Origin of the sequence: Serratia proteamaculans (genome assembly GCF_946227095.1) — a bacterium.
Lineage (GTDB): Bacteria > Pseudomonadota > Gammaproteobacteria > Enterobacterales > Enterobacteriaceae > Serratia > Serratia proteamaculans_E.
In genome coordinates, this window is the sequence record NZ_CAMISV010000017.1 from 91,458 (window position 1) to 108,070 (window position 16,613).

A 16,613-nucleotide genomic window follows, 5' to 3' on the forward strand; every position below is an offset into this window, starting at 1 on the left:
AAACCGCCGGCGGCGGTCAGGGGGTTGTTTTATCAGGCTGGCAGCGCGGGCCAGGGGATATCGGGGGCCTGGCCGATATCAACACGGCTTAACAGCACGCGGTATTTTTTCCAGTTGGCCAGGCGTTGATCGTCGCCCTCTTCGCTCATTCCTGTCTCTGCAGCGTCGTTAAGCAATTCAATCTGCTGATCTGCCTGCTGCCGCAACTGCTGCCGGATTTGCGCGGCTTGCTCTACAGCGGCCCGCTGTTGGGCATCGGTATCTGTTACCCACTGCTCACCGTCCCACTGGTCCCAGGGCGTTGCCGGCGGCGTAAAGGTGCAGTCAGGGGGCAAGATAAAATAGGGGTCGGGCACTGCCTGGGGGCGACCGTCGGCGGTGTAGTAGGTCTGCCCTGATCGGTCTTCAATTTGCTGCCAGCCGTCGCCCGTATGCAAAACTGCATGGCCAGGTTCTGCAGCCGGCGGCGCGGCGGTTACGGCCCATTCAGGCAGCGCGGCCAGCTCCATCATGACAAACTGATTTCCACGCTGATCCCAATAGGTTGATCCGCGCACATCGGGAATATACGTCCAGCTTGTGCCATCCCATACGCCCGCCTGGCCCGCCTTCGGGTTACACTTCAACGGGGTGCAATTCGCCGGTAGTCCCGTGTGCGGTGCTACGTAAAAATTGAGGGAGCCGGTAAAAATGCCGGCATCGTCAAAGCGGTAAACCCATACCCAACGGGGAATATCCGAAAACTCAAAGCTCTCTGTCATGCCAGCCTCACAATGTAGTTAAATGCAATGTTATCAACGGTGTTTCTTGCTGCACCGAACGCATCGATACGCAGGCCGTGGCCGTGCTGGCCAATATCTACCCAGTGGGAGTGATTGGGTGTTGCCTCTACCAGAGGGAAGTCTGATAAATCTCGGCCTAATTCAAATGAAAACCGTTCACTCCAGCCGCCATCAATCGCAGTGTTTGAGTGATAACCGCGAATTTTTGGCTGAAATGCCCCGGCTTGCGTCGTTTCTTTACTGCCCAGGTCAGCACCGGCCACTTCACCGCCGTGGCCGTGACTCTTAACCTCACCATCAGCCAACGATAACGGGACGCGATCATCCGGTTTCCCCAAAATAGTCCGGCCTCGCATGTCGGGGAAAACACCCGACGGGTACGCCTGCGCCGTGCGCGGATAGGCGTTTTTATCAAAAGCCTGCCCCAGCATTAATGCATGGCCAGGCGGCGGGGAATCACCCGAAAACGGCAGCGGCACAATCGGTTGCTGTTCTTCTATTGCAAACGTCCCGGCTTTACTTCTTAGGCCTCCGGTTTGGGTATCAAACTCCCATATGCATTCCTGGCCACTGTCGCCAATTGCATGGATAACCGGATGGGCGTGCATATCAACGCCGGGCATGATATAGCCAAAGCTAACGGCCGTTGGCCATCCCTTGGCCTTTCTCGTACAGCGCCCCTTCACCAGGGGAACATAAGCCCCCCCGGAATTAATTGGCCATTGATAGTCAGGCGAATAAAACGGGGCGCGGTTGTTTAATTGGTCCTTATACATGCCAGAGCCTTCCGGCACGCCATTAGTGCCGTTTGCCTGGAACATTGGGGCGCCGAGATCCCCCGTCGCCGTGTCGCCCTTCCTGAAAAGATAACGGCCGTCTGCTTCTTCAATAGTCAGCACCGATACATTCGGATCAATCTCCAGCACCACGCTTTCCGCGTGTACCAGCGGCATGGCAAAGCTAATCACCAGCTCTTTTACGATGGAGTCGTTTTGCTCCGGTAAATAGCTGTCGGGATAGGCGCCATAGGCAATCAGAACGCCGGCGCTACTCATCAGCCCGAACTCACGGACCACTTTCCCTGGATATTCACGGGCGTTTATGACTGCCTGGCCGGCAATCATGCCGCTACCCGAATCCCCCTGCGTAAAGGGCACATCCCCAAATTTATTAACCAGCTTGGTTACTGCAGGGTCAGGGGTCACAGAGGCCCCGCCACCATCACCAAACGCGACGATCGGGATAGTGACCACCTCACCGGCCTGATAAGCCGTCTCTATCGCCTCGGCGCCGACGGCGGTTAAAATTAATCCTGAGGCCATTATTTTTTCTCCTCTTCAATCACTGCAGCCGTCGAATAATCGTTAGGGTCCCACGGCGAAACGCTGCCGGTTGTCGCAGAGGTTAACCGCACAAACCGACTGTAATTTGAGGGACTCCCCGGGGAAGCAGTAACCCAGCGGGCTTCCTCCGAGGTTGAACCCATCCAAAACTTGCGCCAGCCGTAGGCAGCCATGTTTCCCCACTCCCCCCACAGATGCCCCATTTCGCGGACCTTTGTTCCGCCGGCTTGTGGCCAACGAATTAAATCCTCAACCAGGCACATTCTGCCGCCCTGTTTTTCAATAAACGCGGGCATCTCAGACTGGCTAAGCTGAATATCTGCCGGCGTGGGAACAAGATAACGAGCAGGGTTGATTGCGTGGCTGATCGAGCGGTTACGAGCATCTGTCCCCGTGATAGCGACTGCCCCGGGACCGGTGATTGTTACCGTTCCGTCACTGGCCACCGTCGCCGGGCCTGTTACGTACCAGGTGATCGCGCCAAAGTTGCCTTGCGTTACCAGCGTGTAAACAGCCCCATCAAACGACGACGTAGGCGCAAACTCCGACGTCATCCAGCCGTTGATATGTACGCCGATAAACTCAAACACAGGGATGATTGAGAATGACTCAGATGCAATCATGTAGCCGGCTAAAATCGCCTTACCGTCCAGGCTGCCTTTAAACGACACATCGAACCAGGAGCGCAGGTTTTTACCTTTCATTACCGCGCTTTTCAGGTCCTGCACGTCCGTTAACGTGATCGGCCGGTCGTCCTGGGTCACATCGAGAGAGAACGTGTAAGGCTCTCCCCGGGGCGTTTTTTCGAACCACTCGACTACATCGCTGGCGAACGGTGAAGAGGATAGCGACATTTCGATCGCCGCCCGGGTCCCTCTGTGCCGATGGATATACGCCGCCCGGGCGATTGCCGCCCGTTTCTCCGCCTCTGTCCAATCCGTGTTCCAGGTATCCACGCTGTACTCCCACGCCAGCCACGGCAGCAGATCAACAGGGCACAACGCCGGATTTTTCACTATCCGGATCAGATCAGGGATAGAGAGCACCTCCTCAATTGTCGCCTGCTCCAGGGCGCGCTCTGCCGGGATGGCATTGGGCGGGAGGAGGGTTTTAAATTTATTCGGCATTAATGATCACCTTACGCAGCGTCACTTTTGAGCATCGCGGCGCCTGCCCCATTGCCATGCTGATATCTGCAGCGGGTGAAGTGAGTTTTACCGTCACTATTCCGGCTTGATGCAATGCGCGGTCAATGGCCGAGCACGACACTAGCCGGCCGAGACGGTTAACAATGGCCATGTACTTGGCCAGCTCATCCTCTGCCGCTTTCATCACCGTGTTAGTGTCCGGGCCGTAGGGGATTTGGATATCTGCAATGACTTCAAAATCCACCATTTCCGCCGGCTTCACCGTGACAAAATCGGTCAGCGGCCGGACCTCTTTTTTATTGACCGCTTCGGCAACCTTTTTCAGCACCTCCGCCGACGGGATCCCCCCATTGGTCCGGGACAACACATAGAGATACACCTCGCCAAGCAGTTGATGATCTTCGGGGCCGTATGCCCGAACATCTAAAACGTCAGGGTCTGCAGACGCGGCAAAAAAGGTGTAGGTGTTTTCGGCGCCGGCGGTACTTAACCGGGACCATGCCAGTTGTATCCGGGTTCTAAACGCCTCGTCGTCTTCATAGACTGGTGCCACTGGCGGGACGGCGTTCGGGTCGCCCGGTGTTATCAGCAAGCGCAACACATCAAAATTAGCGCCCAACTGATCCAGGTCGTTCCCTTGGGCGCTGGCCAACAGCACCGCACGAATAGAGTCATTCATGCCCTGGCGGATCAGTGTTGAGTGATACGCCAGGACCTCCCCTTGTTTAAACACCGGGTCAGACTCCAGCAAGGCATCATAATCCGGGTCCAGCTCGCGGAGTCGCGCCAGCCAGCCGGCAAAAATCAGCGCGGGGTCAGGGACTTTCACCGCGTCAGGAACGGGCAATTCTGAAAGGTTAATCGTCGCGGAATTGGTCGCCATTTATCGTTAACTCCTCCAAAGTGATCGGGTAGCCCGTTTCTGTGTTGATGCCGTAAATCGTCAAATCAAATTGCCCGTCGCCGGCAAACTGGACCGCTACCGTTTTCACCTGCAGACGCGGCTCCCACTTCGCCAGGGCGCTGGCCGTGGCGGCGATGATATGCACCCGTGTGCTTTCGTCCTGGGGGTTGTCCACCAGGTCCAGTAAATCGCTGCCGTAATCCCGGACCAGAACGCGGCTACCGATCGGCGTGGTCAGGATGTCAAAGACGGACTGGCGCAAGTGAGACGTATCCGCCAGGCGTTTACCGTTGGCTGCATTAACTCCCTGCATATTGCCCCCATAAAAAAACCCGCCGGAGCGGGTTACATTTCGTTGTTCGGTTTGTCGGTGTTCCCGCCATGCGGATCGGGATGTGTGTGGGTGTTGAAAATTTCCCGGATCCGGTCCAGAGAGCTTTTGCCGTCGGAGATTTTCCCTGTGGCGGACAGGTCCCCGGTGACTGCAGTATCCGCCTGCAGCTCCGTTTTCCCTTTCACCGTCAGCGTGTCCGTTATCTCTACCGGCCCGCGTAACGTCCCTTTACCGATAATTTCATAGGTGCCGCCCTCCGGCAGTGCCAGCGTAAAGGCGTGGTCTTCGCGGTTGTAGCGAAACTCGCCGCCGTCGCTGTATCGGGTGATGTGCTCCGCCTCGCTGCCTTCTGGCGCCGGCATGACTCCCGTATTACCGCCGGGAAGCACTCGCCCGTTATTCAGTTCGCCAGCCTCAGATAACACGGTCACAGGGTCCCCAACTGCGCAGGGGTTGGACTCCGTACGATTTGCGCCTGAAAACCCCATACATAGAGGAAGCCAGGCTGTGATGATGTCGCCCAGTTCGACGCGGCAGGTCGGTTGCTGGCCATGCTTTACCGAATGAATAACTCCCCGGCGGACCATATTGGCAACCCGGCGCTGCAGGTCTGATAACGCGTCATCACTCATCGCCGGCGTCCTCTTTTTTTTCGTAGATCAGCCGATAGTCGTCAATGTGCGCGCTGCCGATATTCGGAGCCTTGCCCAAAAATACCTTTTTCAGCGGGCCGGCTTTCGACTCAAACGGATCTTCACCCATAGCGGCCACCTGGGTAAAAGAAACCCGCCAGACGATATAATCATCCAGCGCCAAATCAAAATCATCGGGTCCCACCCGGTCAAGTTGCGCAGGCTCCAACCCTTCAAGCCCAAACGTTTTGCCCTCTATCCATTGGCTAAGATCAGCGGCAGCCGTGCGGATATAAACCTGGGGTTTTGTGATTTCATTGGTGACGGAGCGGTCAACAACAACAAAAAGATCGTGCTCAAACTCAACACGTAATTGGCCATCAGAGCCGTCAGTTTTTTCCCAGCCGGCAATAGACAGATACACCGCTGGCGTTTCCAACTGCGTGACCACTTCAGGGTAATCATCGGCATAAACTACCCACTCAATTTCGCGCAGCGCAGACAATATCGCGTCGTGATAGCTGGCCATTAGAATCGGTTTTGGCATACATCCCTCACACGTTGATCCGTGCCTTAATACGGCCTTTTAAATCCGTTTCAAAGTGATGGAAAAAGATATCTGCGACGTCTGAAAACACATAATCTTCGATGTGATCCAGCACAGGGGCGTAAATATCAATTTCAGCCTCTTTTGCTCTCCGGGTTTGTGGGTCCCGAATTACGATTGTGCGCCGATTCTCACGCTTGCTACGGGAGATTTCACCATCTGTGAATGTTTTTGCCGATAGCAAAGCACCTTTAGGCTCAAATCCTACAGCGGCTGTATTTCTGCGCTTCCGGGCTTCGATGAAACGCCCCGTATTTGGGTCCCTACGGTCATGGCGACGACGCATACGGCCTTTCACCTTCCCCTTTAAATCCTTCACTTTGATCGCATTAAGGCCAAACCATACCTTGGCCTCATCAAGGCCTCCGTTTCTGGTTAACCGGAATGACAATAGACGACGGCGAATAATCGCCGCGCTACGAGGTTCAATCCCTGTTTTCATGACCTCAACGGCACGCTTTCTCACCGTCACCGCCGTTCGCTTTAATGCCCTGCTATATGCATTCCGGTATTGCTTATGATTGGCGCGGGCAGCAACCGCTATTCGCTGCAGTACCTGCAGATCGATATCTATCGGTAAATTTCGACGCAATCGGCTTTCACGGGCCATATCATTTACTCCATTTGTCGATCGCCGGCGCGGGCTTCCCTGGCACTCCGCGCGCCAATGTAACAATACAGGTTCCTGTGTCGTCCGGGCCGACCTTCACCACCCAAAAGGACTCTGCGCCAATCTCCACCCGATCTTTCGGTTTCAGGCCTGCAATCAGCGCCGTTTTAACAAATAGCCGAGGGGCGACATCCTGAACCGTTGCGGCGCCATAAGGCAGGGAGGTATCAGCGGCAGGCTCATCGAAAACGGCACGGACAGGCGTCGGCGCACCATTGATAGACACCACCATTTCCCGCCCCATCACCTCAATAATTCGGCTGTCAGCATCGAAAAGGGCCTCATCAAAAAGGTTATCGAACCCATCCATGCCGCCCCCTTAAAGCTCTGTCGCGTGGCCAGCGTCTTCCAGCTCGTCCACGTCCGAGGCCAGAACGCGGACCGTATCGCCGGCATACGCCATTTTCACCGGTTGATTTCGCGTTTCATGCAATGCATTGATATGCAACGTCGTCAGCACGCGAACCGGTACCCACTCGATTTCGCCTTCTGATTTTGGCGCCATTGGCTGGCGTTGTTCGGTGGTCGTCTGCAGCAACGGACCGGAACCAGACGCCCCACCGGTGCCACCGTCTGTACCGTCGCCGTCTTCCTCCAGAGCCTCGATTTCCTCTTCGGCTTCACGGATCCGCAGTTGCAGATCTGCGATAGTCCCTTCTGTGCTCAGCTCACGGCCCAGCACCTTACCCAGCTCGTCCAACTTGGTGATCAACTCGTCTTTATTAGCCATTGTGTTCTCTCTCTAAAACAGGGGGAAAGGGGCCGTAGCCCCTGCCTGATTAATCGGCGTTATGCGATTGTGATGACAACGAAATTGTCAGGCTCTGGCAGCACCATGAGCGGGGCGGATTGAGTCATCGTGTATTCGCTGCTCACGTCGCCTTTTGTGATCCAGTTTTTCGGATAACGTTTAGCGACGGTGATCCCTTCTGCGACAAATTCCGCATCATGGATCATGCCGTAACAGCGGATACCATCAGCCAACGTATTCCCCAGCACAATGGTGTTATCCGGCATATAGCGCGCTGTTTTGCCGTCCTCTTTCGCGTATTGGCCTTTTGTCACAACAATAGCCAGGTCGCCGTAATAGCCTTTGAAGGAGACAATCGCCCCCAGGTCTTTCAACGCCGTTTCCAGCTGAGAATTAGACCCGCGACGGGTATCCATCTTTTCACGGAACAACTTGAACCCGTTCAAGACGCGCCAGGACAACCCGTCCATCACGGCAATATTGATGGCCCCGTTACTTTGGTCAGCGTACATATCCAGATCAAACGTTGGGTCAAAGGTGTCCTGGTCCTGTTTTGACCAGGCCGCCGCGCCGCTCTGAATAATGTTGTTTGCAGGGTTCCGACCAAAATCGACTTCAACTTTCTCGAATTGCTCCCCCTCCATCAGATATTTACCCTTTAATACCGCCTGAACAGCCTGCATTTCTTCAACCTGAACAATGGATTCCTCTTCCTGTTTCAGATTCTGCGCAATAACACGTTCACGCCTGTACGCCGGATCCGCCAACATTGCAGGGTCCTCGCCCGGCAAACGGTCAACGACCATATCCGGTGTAACCTGGTGTTTCGGTTTGACATACCCGGGCTTTAGCGTGCGTGTCATCCCCCCCAAATTACGTAAAACCTTGCCCTCTACCTGAGGAGAAACGTACATGGCTATCGGCGCCCGACCGGTAATTTTGTCCAGCATCACCTCTTTGGTATCGAAAGTGATTTCACGCTTAAAAAACAGATTCAGGAACAACGCATTAAACTTGAGTTTGTCCTGGGTTACGCCAATCAGTTGACGCGTGGTAAACAGGCCCATAGGCCCTCCTTCTGGTAATAAAAAGGCCGCCAATTGGCAGCCTTTAGTTATGAGGGGGAAACCGTCTTAAGCAACGCTGATGGCGGTACCAATAAACGCATTTTGTTTTAACTGATCGGTCACACCGTCAGGCCAGGCGATCGCCTCAATAGCAAACGTCCCCGACTTGTAATAGGTCAGCAAGGGTGCGATGCCATCATGTGGTAGCGCCAACACGGCGATAGCCGTTCCTGCCGCTGCGCCATCCCAGGCCACCAGTAAACCACCTTCGGCCGCAAGCATCAGAGGCGTCAGTGCCAAGGTTGCCTTGGTCAGCCCACTGCTGGCCTTTGCGGTGTGTGCCGTATCGCTGCCGGCAAAAACTCGATGATCATTACGCTGTTCTACGGTCATGCATTTTCCCCTTGCGTTAAGAATGACGCTAAACGCGATACCCCGTCTTGCGCCTTGTTTTCACCGCTCCCCTGGCCCAGCGCTTCAGGAGAATCAGCCATCAGGCGATCAAGTCCCGTTTCAGTCCGGGCCTGAGCGCTTTCCGGCATACTGGCAAGAATGCGCTGGGCATTTTCTACCGTCATGCCTGGCGTAGCTGCCAGGGCACGCGCTGAGACGCTACGGCCTTTGGCCTCATCACAATCTAAAATCCCCATGATGCGGGCATTTTCGGCCTGAATGGCATTATTAACGGCCGCTGTTACACTTCCTGCGGGCTGAGCCGCTGCCGGATCCGCTGCCGTTTGTGCTGTGGCCACTTCCGACCCGGTTGGCGTATCCGCTACGGTTTGGGTTTGATTTACTGACATTTGGCCTCCTATAGACCGGGTTACTTTTGAGTTACTGATAGCCTCACGCATGACCGCTAACGCATCGGTGTTGATAACCAGTTCATCAGACAGACCTACGTCTATCGACTCCTGGCCGGTATACACGGCCGCTTCGGTATCGAGCACCGCCTGAACAGAAATACCGGTATAGCCCGATACTTTGTCCGCAAAGGATTGCCGGATGGCGTTCATTTTTGCCTGAAATGTTGCCCGGACTTCCTTTGGCAAGGCTTCCCAAGGATTCCCGTCCACCTTGTGAGCACCGGCAAAAATAAGGGTGATATCGACGCCGGCTTGCTTCAGATTGCCGGCGTAATTACTGTGGGCCATCAACACCCCGATAGAGCCGGCTTTAGCCGTTTGCGTGACCAGGCGCCGAGTGCACGCGCTGGCCAGCAACTGCCCGGCGCTGCAGTTCATATCGTTGGCCAATGACCAGATCGGTTTTTGATTACGTAGGCGGGCGATCATATCGGCCGCATCAAATCCGCCGGCGACCATTCCGCCCGGGGTATCCATATCAAGTAAAATCCCGTCAACGCCGGGATCGTTAATTGCCGCTGTTATCCTGGAAACAATCCCGTTGTAGCCGGTCATGCCAGAGTACGGACGCAAAGCGGCGGACTTGCTGACCAACGTCCCCGATATCGGGACAATGGCGATCCGGTCCTGGATGTCATAGCCGTTATCCGAGATAGTCACTCGCCCGGGACCATAGGACGCGGCTAATTCAGTCATTTGCGGCGGTGATAAGACCGTGTTTGTTGTGCCATCTATCAGGCGCCCCACGCCCAGCTCGTTACCCAACGCGCAAAAGAAAACCCGCGCGTAGGCGGGTTCTAATAAAAGCGGCTCATTGAGTGCCATACTGGCGATATGGGGCAAGTTACGCGCTTGATCCACGCTGACCTCCCTCGTTTTGTGTTGAGTTCTGCAGCTGAGCCTGAAAAGCTGCAGCCACCCACGCAGGCTGTGTTAAGCCGGCTGCCTTGCGTTCTTCTGCCTCCCGAACCTGCTGCCGGAAAATTTCCTGATAGTCTTCGCCCAGCTTGCCGCATTCCTTTTCAAAGGTACTTAAGCCCGCCTCTATCAGCATGACGGACTCCTGCACCTCTTTCAGGCCATCAATGGCCATGCGGCCGGCGCCGATCCATTCTGAATTACTCCAGGCACATCGCGCCTCACTGAATGAGAAACGTGCGCGGGATGGCATTTTTACCACCCCACGGATCAATGCTTCCTCCAGCCAGCAGGAAAACATCATGCTCGCCTGGCGTGACGCAATAAACTTGCGGCGACCAAGGAAGTAACGCCAGGATTCGTTAGCCGATGCCCGGGCACTGGAATAACTCACCTGCGAATAATCACGGGAAAGCTGCTCGTAGGACACGCCCAGGCCGGCAGCGATGTATCTCAGTAACGACTGTTCAAAGACTGAATAGCCGTTATCCGCGTTCTGCGCGGTTTTCAGTTCCAGTTTGTCCCCTGGGAACAGGTGCGGGACTTTCGCGCCGCCAAACTTCACTTGCGCGGCCTGGTAATAAATCAGGTATTGCTCCAGGAATTTATTCATAGGGGGTTCCTGGCCTTTCACGTTCCCCGCCCCTAGGATGTAATCAAACGCCTTTTCTGTATCCAGCTCCGACTCAATGGTTGCGGCATACATCGCCTTAACAATCGCACTCTGCAGCTGCGTATTCTGCAGTGTATCGAGCATCTTCATTTGCTCCATCACGCTGTAGAATCGATTGGCCCCACGCGTCTGGCCATCCTCCAGGGGTTCAAAAATGTGGATCATCGCCGGCCGACCATTTGCCAGCTCACGGGGCACGTAGGAAACGCGGCGGGTGCCCCAGCTCGGATAGCTGTCATCCACCACGTTGTAACCAATGGCGGCACCATATTTGTCCAGCGAAACACCGGCGCGCTGCGTTTTGCTGTCGAGCACTCCGGGCGCGTTTCGGATACGTTTGGGGCTGACCATTTTAAACTGGGTGCGAAACAGTCGATGCGGAGCACGATCCCAGCAAGGCTGGGTAAAGACCTCCCCGTTAAACGCGTGCATGGCCACGCCTTCACGGATCATCATCGTAAAGGTACGTTTGCGCTCCACGTCCAGGCAACAATCAGGGTCCTCTGCGTACTCTCGCCAGGCCGCCTCTATCTCGTCAGAAAACGCCCGAGACTCTTCCTCAGCGATACCGAGATAGCGCCAGTTTGGGCGATAGCTAAGGCGAAAGAATGAGCCGACGATATGATCCTGGTGCAACTGCACGCCATTGGCTGCGTAGCCGTTATTTCGTACCAGGTCATCAGCCCGGGCGTTCCCCCGTTCAAATTGCGGCAGTAATGCGGCGTCTACGCTTTGTGAAGACGGTTGCCAGCCGGCAATTTGGCCACCAAAGCCCACACCGCCACCGGTATAACCGGCATACTCACGCAGCGGCGTCGCGCCATCTGGGCCGAGTAAAGTTAGATTTTTAGTCATACCCCGAACCCCACCGGGCCACGGCGCCGACTGGCTAACCCCAGTTGAACCTCTAAATCAGAGATATAGGCGCGCAGCTCGTTTAACGTGGCGGAGGTGAATGTCACGGCGCGCCCGTCTTTTTGAATCGATGCCACACGTTTACCCGTCAGCAGTTCGTGCAAGGCTTTTCGGGCTTCTTCCAATTGTGCCAGTGTCGCCACGTTATCCTCCCAATTGAGCCGCCAGGGCGGCCAAGTCATTATTATTTCTGGCCTGCTGGCCGGACGGTGATTGTTGGCGGCTGGCCAGTAACACATCCAAATCCAGCTGCCAGCGCGAAACGCTGATACGCAAAGCCGCCAGGGCATAAACAAAACAGTCGAGGGCCTCGTTTCGGCGTTTTTTGGCGTCCCAGAGCAATTTAATTTTCCCTTTCTCATATTTTTCTATGAGTTCCTCTGCCGTCATCTGCTCGGCTTCGGTCAGGTCGAAAACCGCCGGATTATTCGGGTAGTGGATAAGCCCAGGAACGGGGGAGCCATCAGCGGAGCGTTCCAGTTTGTAGCGGCTGTAAATGACTTCTTTGGCGACGTCAGTGCCGATTTCTGTCAGAAAAACGCCGTGGCTGTTTTTCTTGCGCGGCATGTTGGCCACTGGCTTCCCATAAACGCTGGCGCCCTTGATCGGGATTACCCGAAAGAGGCCCAGTTTTTTCGAGCGGTTATAAACTATCGTCTGGTCGATACCGCCGGTGTCCCAACAAACGCGGCCAATGGTCATGATCGTGCCGTCGGCCAGCTGATACTGTTTGTTGATGGCCTCATCAACACGCAGCAACGTTTCCTCTTCATCGTGCCGCCCCATGATAATCACGCGGTCGATCAGGAATGCCTCTTCACCTGGCGCCCAGCCCCAAACACGCATTTCGTAACGGTCGAGCTGGGAGTCAATGCCGGCAGTGAGGTAAACCACACGATCGGGCACCTCTGCCCGGTAATGTTCTGCCAGTTCAACCAGGGTTTCAGGTAACGGCCGCTCCCCCACTTCCTCGGCCCAAGTTTCGCCTAGCGTCGTGTTGGTGAACGTTTTCAGCTTGCCCGGGTCGCCCTTCGTCTTTCTAAAGTCCTTAACGATTTGCGCCCAGGTAGTAAACGAGCTGTAAGCGGTCCAGATGTGAAAGGATACTGATTCAGGGGGATCAACCTCCTGCCCCGTCGATTCGAACCAGCGGAGGCCATCAGACGTGTAAAGGCCCGTGTTTTCACAGATATAACGCGCACCACTAAAATTAAGTTCCTGCTGGCGTATCACGCAGGCGTTATGCTCACAGAGATAAAAAACCGTCTTCGGCTTCCCTGATTCCCACTTAAAACCGTATGGCGTTTCACGATCGCCGAACTTTAAAAACTGCTCCTCGCCGCAATGTGGGCATTTCACATGAAAACGCATCAAATGCCCGGATTCACTGGCGGCGCGTTCTATCTGGCATATGCCCCTGATTTTCGGTGTAGATCCGCGTATCGACTTTGGCCACACTGAGCCTTCTATGCGCTTATCACCCAGGAACGTCGGTGAACCCTCTTTCTCCACATCCTCATCAAAGGCGGCCAGTTCGTCATAGCCAACATAATCGACCGATTTTTCACGGTAGTTTTTTGCCGCTTTACCTCCCAGGCACCAGAAACCCCGACCGTTCGAAAAACGCTTCATCGAAAGCGTGTTATCGCGGTGTTTTTTTCCGTACCAGGGCGCCATTGCCAAGAGACTGGGAACGTCGCGGATCGTCGGTTCGACGTGCGACTTCATAAAATTTTCAGCGTCGCCATCCGTCGGCTGCCACAACAGCCCGTTTCGCTGTTTGTGCTGGATAAAATACGCCACGACGGCCAGCAACATTTTTGAATAGCCGACGCGCGCCGACTTAATCAGGTTTACCTCCCGGATGTCATCGCTCCCCATTGCGTTCATGATCGCAACCTGAAACGGCATCGTTTCCCAGCGCCCCTCTTGATAGGAGGATTCTTTGGGGAGGTAATAAAATTCGTTAGCCCATTCGACCGCCGTCATAGGAACGGGGCGGAATAGCGAACGCAGACCGGCGGCAACCCAATAACGCAGCCGATCAATCCGTTTGTTCGATATACTCATTCAGCAACCCCGGAAGAATTTCATCCAGCGCAGCCGCTTTATTCATGGCTTTCACCACATCCCGCTTTAAAAATTCGATATGCCGATTTTCCAGTTCAGGAAAGCGCCGCTGCATTGAGAGAGGAATGCCGTCAAGAATGCCGGCAATCTCCCCCGCAACCTTTGACAGGACAAACATGCAGAAGCCGGTTTCCACTACCTCGGCGGAGTCTTTAGCATTCTTTAATTCCTGGCCGTCGGCCTGAGCACGGGTTAAACGGTAGCGCTCATAATCGATAGTGCCGGGCTGCAAGGCCTCATCCCCGCTTTGCTGCAGGGCGTCCAGCTCTTTACGCAATATCTCGTTTTCTAGCGAGGCCTCGCGGTCGGCGTACCAGGTAATAACGCCCTTTGTCGAATAGGTATTTTCCCCGCCTTTACCGCCGTTCCCCTCGCCGGCCACTACCGGCATTCCTTGCGATTGCCATGTGGTGATCGTGCGCGTTGAAACTTCGAAGAGATCCGCCAGTTGTGCCTTTGTTACATTCATAAATCCCCCCGAAACCCCTTTTTATTAACATTTTTTTAACCGGGAAGTGATTTCCCGAAAATCGAGAGGATCTCGATAGGATCACTTCCCGCTCTGGCTATAGGTGAATTAAGTAAAAACAATGCGTTAGGTGTTAAGTGAGAAGGAAGTGGGATCCGCGTCCAAAAAGCTCATAAATAGCGACTTTTCGCGCGTCTCCCGCCCCTCGGTGTTTTCAGCTCCAGGAAGGACCCGTAAAATTGAGAGTGATTCTTACTTATGAGACGAGAAAGAACCACCAGCCTGCCGATGCTCTAGGAGCGCGGTAGGTGCAGGGTGATGGCTTTGGTTACAGCTCATTATGCAACGTCAGATTTGGCACTCTGTGATGGGCAATAAAAACCCGCCGTAGCGGGTCGTTAGAGATGTTGTGTTACCACTTACCGTTGGCCTCAGCCATTTGCTGATTAATTCATCGGTAACAAACATCTGCTAAGATTGCTTTTCTTTACGATAGTCATGGAGGGCGCCAATGAAGATGTTTTTACTCGCCGTAGTTTTACCACTCGTAGCTATTGCGGGATGCTCTGACAAGCAGCAAGAAAGTTTTAACCCATACCCCGATGAGACACCTGAATGCCGTAGCTACCGCGTTATGACTGGTGCACCGATGTTGCCTGATGCATACGCAAGACTCAGAGATAAGTGCGAAGCATCTATGAAAAAATAGTTATCTCTCGGCGGCCGGCCGCCATTGGTTCAGCGTGGTCACTTGGCCGGCGCAAATTGATAAAGCTGTTTGCAGCGCCAGCGCGTAGCTGAGTGCATCGCCCCAGGTGTCACCCTGAAGCGTTGGTTGCTCACATGGGGTGAATACGGACTCAGGCGGTAGCAGCACGACCTGTTTCGGTACCGGTGGCAGCGTTTTGCTGCAGGAGGTCAATAACAGCGGCAGGCATAGGACTATTCCCACATTTGTCGTTTTTAAGTGCTTCACGTAATGCCCTCTGATAGCGTTCACCCTGCTGGCGCAGTTGCTGATTATTCTTTTGCTGTTCGGCCATCAGCTTGCGGTTACGGGCGTCCTGTTCCTGCATGGTGGCAATCAGTCCTGACTGCTGCGCCAGCGCCTCTTTCTGCTGCCTAACCTTCTCACCAGCCTCTACCGCATTACCGTGGAAGTAGAACGCCAACCTGCCAGCAACAATCAACGCCACCAGCAGCAAACCGAACGCCATCGTTCGAAAACTGAATGAGGTGTTCATGACAAAAACAACTCACGTTCTGCCGCCCTACGCGTCACCAAGCCGTGACGTTTCACGCCACCAGCATTTACCCATCGGCCGAACTCGTTAGCTGCGCCCTGCTTATCACCTGCATTCAGTTTTTGCAGCAGCGTCGAAGTGCTCAACGAACGCAATCCAAGGTTATAAGCAAAGCTCACCAGCGCATCGAACTGGCCCTGAGTGATTTTCACCATCACCAGTTGATTAACGCCCTGTTCAAACTGAACAATGCCGCATTTCAACAACCGATCGGCAGTTGCCTGATCAATCTGCATGCCGGGACCGACTTTCTTTCCATCAACCGGCTGTGTCCATCCGTAGCCAATCGTCCAGACGCCCACCGAATCCTGATAGGCTTTAAGTCGCAGACCTTCAAAGCGCTTTATCAGCTCAATACCTGTTTTACTTATCTGCATCACTAACCCCCTTCCTGTTCAAGCCGCTGATGCGCTGCAATAGTGAAATAGCCGCTTCGCGGATTACCCTGGCACCGATAACCCCCAGCACCGAGAACACAAACAGTTCGATTTTCATCGTCTCAGTTTTGGATAGCACGTCTCCCATGCCCGGTAGCATCTCAATGGACCGAACTAATAAAGGGGATAGGACAGGAACAGTAGTCACTGCTATAAGGCCGGTGAGTAATGCATCCACCAAAGCTGTGCGGATCTTACCGCCGTAGAAAAGGACGCGCCCAAATGCCAAGGCCGATGTAATCACCATCCCGTTTATCCAGTTAGCATTGCTCGAATAGAGATTTGCCAACCAGCCAAGGAAGGCATTGTCATTGTGGGGCATTTTCATACCTCCCCCTTCCGGGGCTCTGTCCCGGTACCGGGTGATGAAAAAAATCCCGACATAAGCCGGGATTGATTTATTTTGGTTATGCCGGTTGCGAAACCGGAATATGTTGAGTAATTACTTGGTCGGCGTAACTTTCGAGCAAGTAAAATGGATACTTGAATTCCCAGGAGTCTCCTGCTGCTGATACCGTCGGAGCGCCTACACCAGAAAAACAACGCCCCTCGACAGAGATTGCCAGCGAGTATGCAGGTACGGTGTTCTGAATAGACCCTAGTTTCCTAGACTGTTCCGTGCCTCATGAACCAGGCACTTTCATAAACTGCAGGGGGTTGATC

21 protein-coding genes are annotated in these 16,613 nt (G+C 54.4%); all 21 read right to left on the reverse strand.

All coding sequences use genetic code 11. From position 1 onward, the window contains the following. Positions 1-32 precede the first annotated feature (32 nt). Positions 33-761 carry a tail fiber assembly protein gene (locus tag OC597_RS24350; RefSeq protein WP_262210832.1) on the reverse strand — a complete coding sequence of 243 codons (729 nt, stop codon included), beginning with the start codon at positions 759-761 and terminating at the stop codon, positions 33-35. Next, the gene (locus OC597_RS24355; protein ID WP_262210834.1) at positions 758-2,104 is read right to left on the reverse strand and encodes a phage tail-collar fiber domain-containing protein; all 1,347 of its coding nucleotides are present in this window, start codon (positions 2,102-2,104) and stop codon (positions 758-760) included. Before OC597_RS24355 ends, OC597_RS24350 begins: the two co-directional genes overlap by 4 nt. Continuing rightward, a complete protein-coding gene (locus tag OC597_RS24360) occupies positions 2,104-3,252 on the reverse strand; it encodes a phage tail protein I (RefSeq protein WP_262210836.1) in 1,149 nt (382 codons plus the stop codon). The genes OC597_RS24355 and OC597_RS24360 overlap by 1 nt, the downstream gene beginning before the upstream one ends. Continuing rightward, positions 3,242-4,156, reverse strand: coding sequence for a baseplate assembly protein (locus OC597_RS24365; RefSeq protein WP_262210838.1), 915 nt, complete (start codon positions 4,154-4,156; stop codon positions 3,242-3,244). The genes OC597_RS24360 and OC597_RS24365 overlap by 11 nt, the downstream gene beginning before the upstream one ends. Continuing rightward, positions 4,131-4,490, reverse strand: a complete 360-nt coding sequence (locus OC597_RS24370) for a GPW/gp25 family protein (RefSeq protein WP_122078357.1) — start codon at positions 4,488-4,490, stop codon at positions 4,131-4,133. The genes OC597_RS24365 and OC597_RS24370 overlap by 26 nt, the downstream gene beginning before the upstream one ends. 32 nt (positions 4,491-4,522) lie before the next feature. Beyond that, positions 4,523-5,143, reverse strand: coding sequence for a phage baseplate assembly protein V (locus OC597_RS24375; RefSeq protein ID WP_316044876.1), 621 nt, complete (start codon positions 5,141-5,143; stop codon positions 4,523-4,525). Then, on the reverse strand, positions 5,136-5,690 hold the full coding sequence (locus tag OC597_RS24380; protein WP_262210841.1) for a hypothetical protein: 555 nt from the start codon (positions 5,688-5,690) through the stop codon (positions 5,136-5,138). The genes OC597_RS24375 and OC597_RS24380 overlap by 8 nt, the downstream gene beginning before the upstream one ends. Positions 5,691-5,697: 7 nt before the next feature. Further along, positions 5,698-6,360 carry a hypothetical protein gene (locus tag OC597_RS24385; RefSeq protein WP_262210843.1) on the reverse strand — a complete coding sequence of 221 codons (663 nt, stop codon included), beginning with the start codon at positions 6,358-6,360 and terminating at the stop codon, positions 5,698-5,700. Position 6,361: 1 nt separating this feature from the next. Then, positions 6,362-6,730, reverse strand: a complete 369-nt coding sequence (locus tag OC597_RS24390; RefSeq protein WP_262210845.1) for a head-tail joining protein — start codon at positions 6,728-6,730, stop codon at positions 6,362-6,364. Positions 6,731-6,739: 9 nt separating this feature from the next. Beyond that, positions 6,740-7,150 carry a DNA-packaging protein FI gene (gene gpFI / locus OC597_RS24395; RefSeq protein WP_122078196.1) on the reverse strand — a complete coding sequence of 137 codons (411 nt, stop codon included), beginning with the start codon at positions 7,148-7,150 and terminating at the stop codon, positions 6,740-6,742. A gap of 59 nt (positions 7,151-7,209) precedes the next feature. Beyond that, positions 7,210-8,238, reverse strand: a complete 1,029-nt coding sequence (locus tag OC597_RS24400) for a major capsid protein (RefSeq protein ID WP_122078792.1) — start codon at positions 8,236-8,238, stop codon at positions 7,210-7,212. A 66-nt stretch (positions 8,239-8,304) separates the two neighbouring features. Further along, positions 8,305-8,631, reverse strand: coding sequence for a head decoration protein (locus OC597_RS24405; protein ID WP_262210849.1), 327 nt, complete (start codon positions 8,629-8,631; stop codon positions 8,305-8,307). Further along, on the reverse strand, positions 8,628-9,929 hold the full coding sequence (locus tag OC597_RS24410) for a S49 family peptidase (protein ID WP_262210866.1): 1,302 nt from the start codon (positions 9,927-9,929) through the stop codon (positions 8,628-8,630). Before OC597_RS24410 ends, OC597_RS24405 begins: the two co-directional genes overlap by 4 nt. Positions 9,930-9,948: 19 nt before the next feature. After that, a complete protein-coding gene (locus OC597_RS24415) occupies positions 9,949-11,550 on the reverse strand; it encodes a phage portal protein (protein ID WP_122078189.1) in 1,602 nt (533 codons plus the stop codon). Then, positions 11,547-11,753, reverse strand: a complete 207-nt coding sequence (locus OC597_RS24420) for a phage head-tail joining protein (protein WP_238387439.1) — start codon at positions 11,751-11,753, stop codon at positions 11,547-11,549. Before OC597_RS24420 ends, OC597_RS24415 begins: the two co-directional genes overlap by 4 nt. Position 11,754: 1 nt before the next feature. After that, a complete protein-coding gene (locus tag OC597_RS24425) occupies positions 11,755-13,680 on the reverse strand; it encodes a phage terminase large subunit family protein (RefSeq protein ID WP_262210852.1) in 1,926 nt (641 codons plus the stop codon). Further along, complete coding sequence (locus tag OC597_RS24430; RefSeq protein WP_012006463.1) at positions 13,655-14,209, reverse strand: terminase small subunit; 555 nt, start codon at positions 14,207-14,209, stop codon at positions 13,655-13,657. Before OC597_RS24430 ends, OC597_RS24425 begins: the two co-directional genes overlap by 26 nt. Positions 14,210-14,918: 709 nt before the next feature. Next, positions 14,919-15,185 (reverse strand): Rz1-like lysis system protein LysC, encoded by a 267-nt coding sequence (lysC, locus tag OC597_RS26715; protein WP_456320472.1) that lies wholly within the window; start codon positions 15,183-15,185, stop codon positions 14,919-14,921. Continuing rightward, the gene (locus OC597_RS24435; protein WP_262210855.1) at positions 15,070-15,453 is read right to left on the reverse strand and encodes a DUF2570 family protein; all 384 of its coding nucleotides are present in this window, start codon (positions 15,451-15,453) and stop codon (positions 15,070-15,072) included. Before OC597_RS24435 ends, lysC begins: the two co-directional genes overlap by 116 nt. Beyond that, a complete protein-coding gene (locus OC597_RS24440) occupies positions 15,450-15,890 on the reverse strand; it encodes a lysozyme (protein ID WP_112363775.1) in 441 nt (146 codons plus the stop codon). The genes OC597_RS24435 and OC597_RS24440 overlap by 4 nt, the downstream gene beginning before the upstream one ends. Then, a complete protein-coding gene (locus OC597_RS24445) occupies positions 15,877-16,278 on the reverse strand; it encodes a phage holin family protein (RefSeq protein ID WP_112347593.1) in 402 nt (133 codons plus the stop codon). Before OC597_RS24445 ends, OC597_RS24440 begins: the two co-directional genes overlap by 14 nt. Positions 16,279-16,613 lie beyond the last annotated feature (335 nt).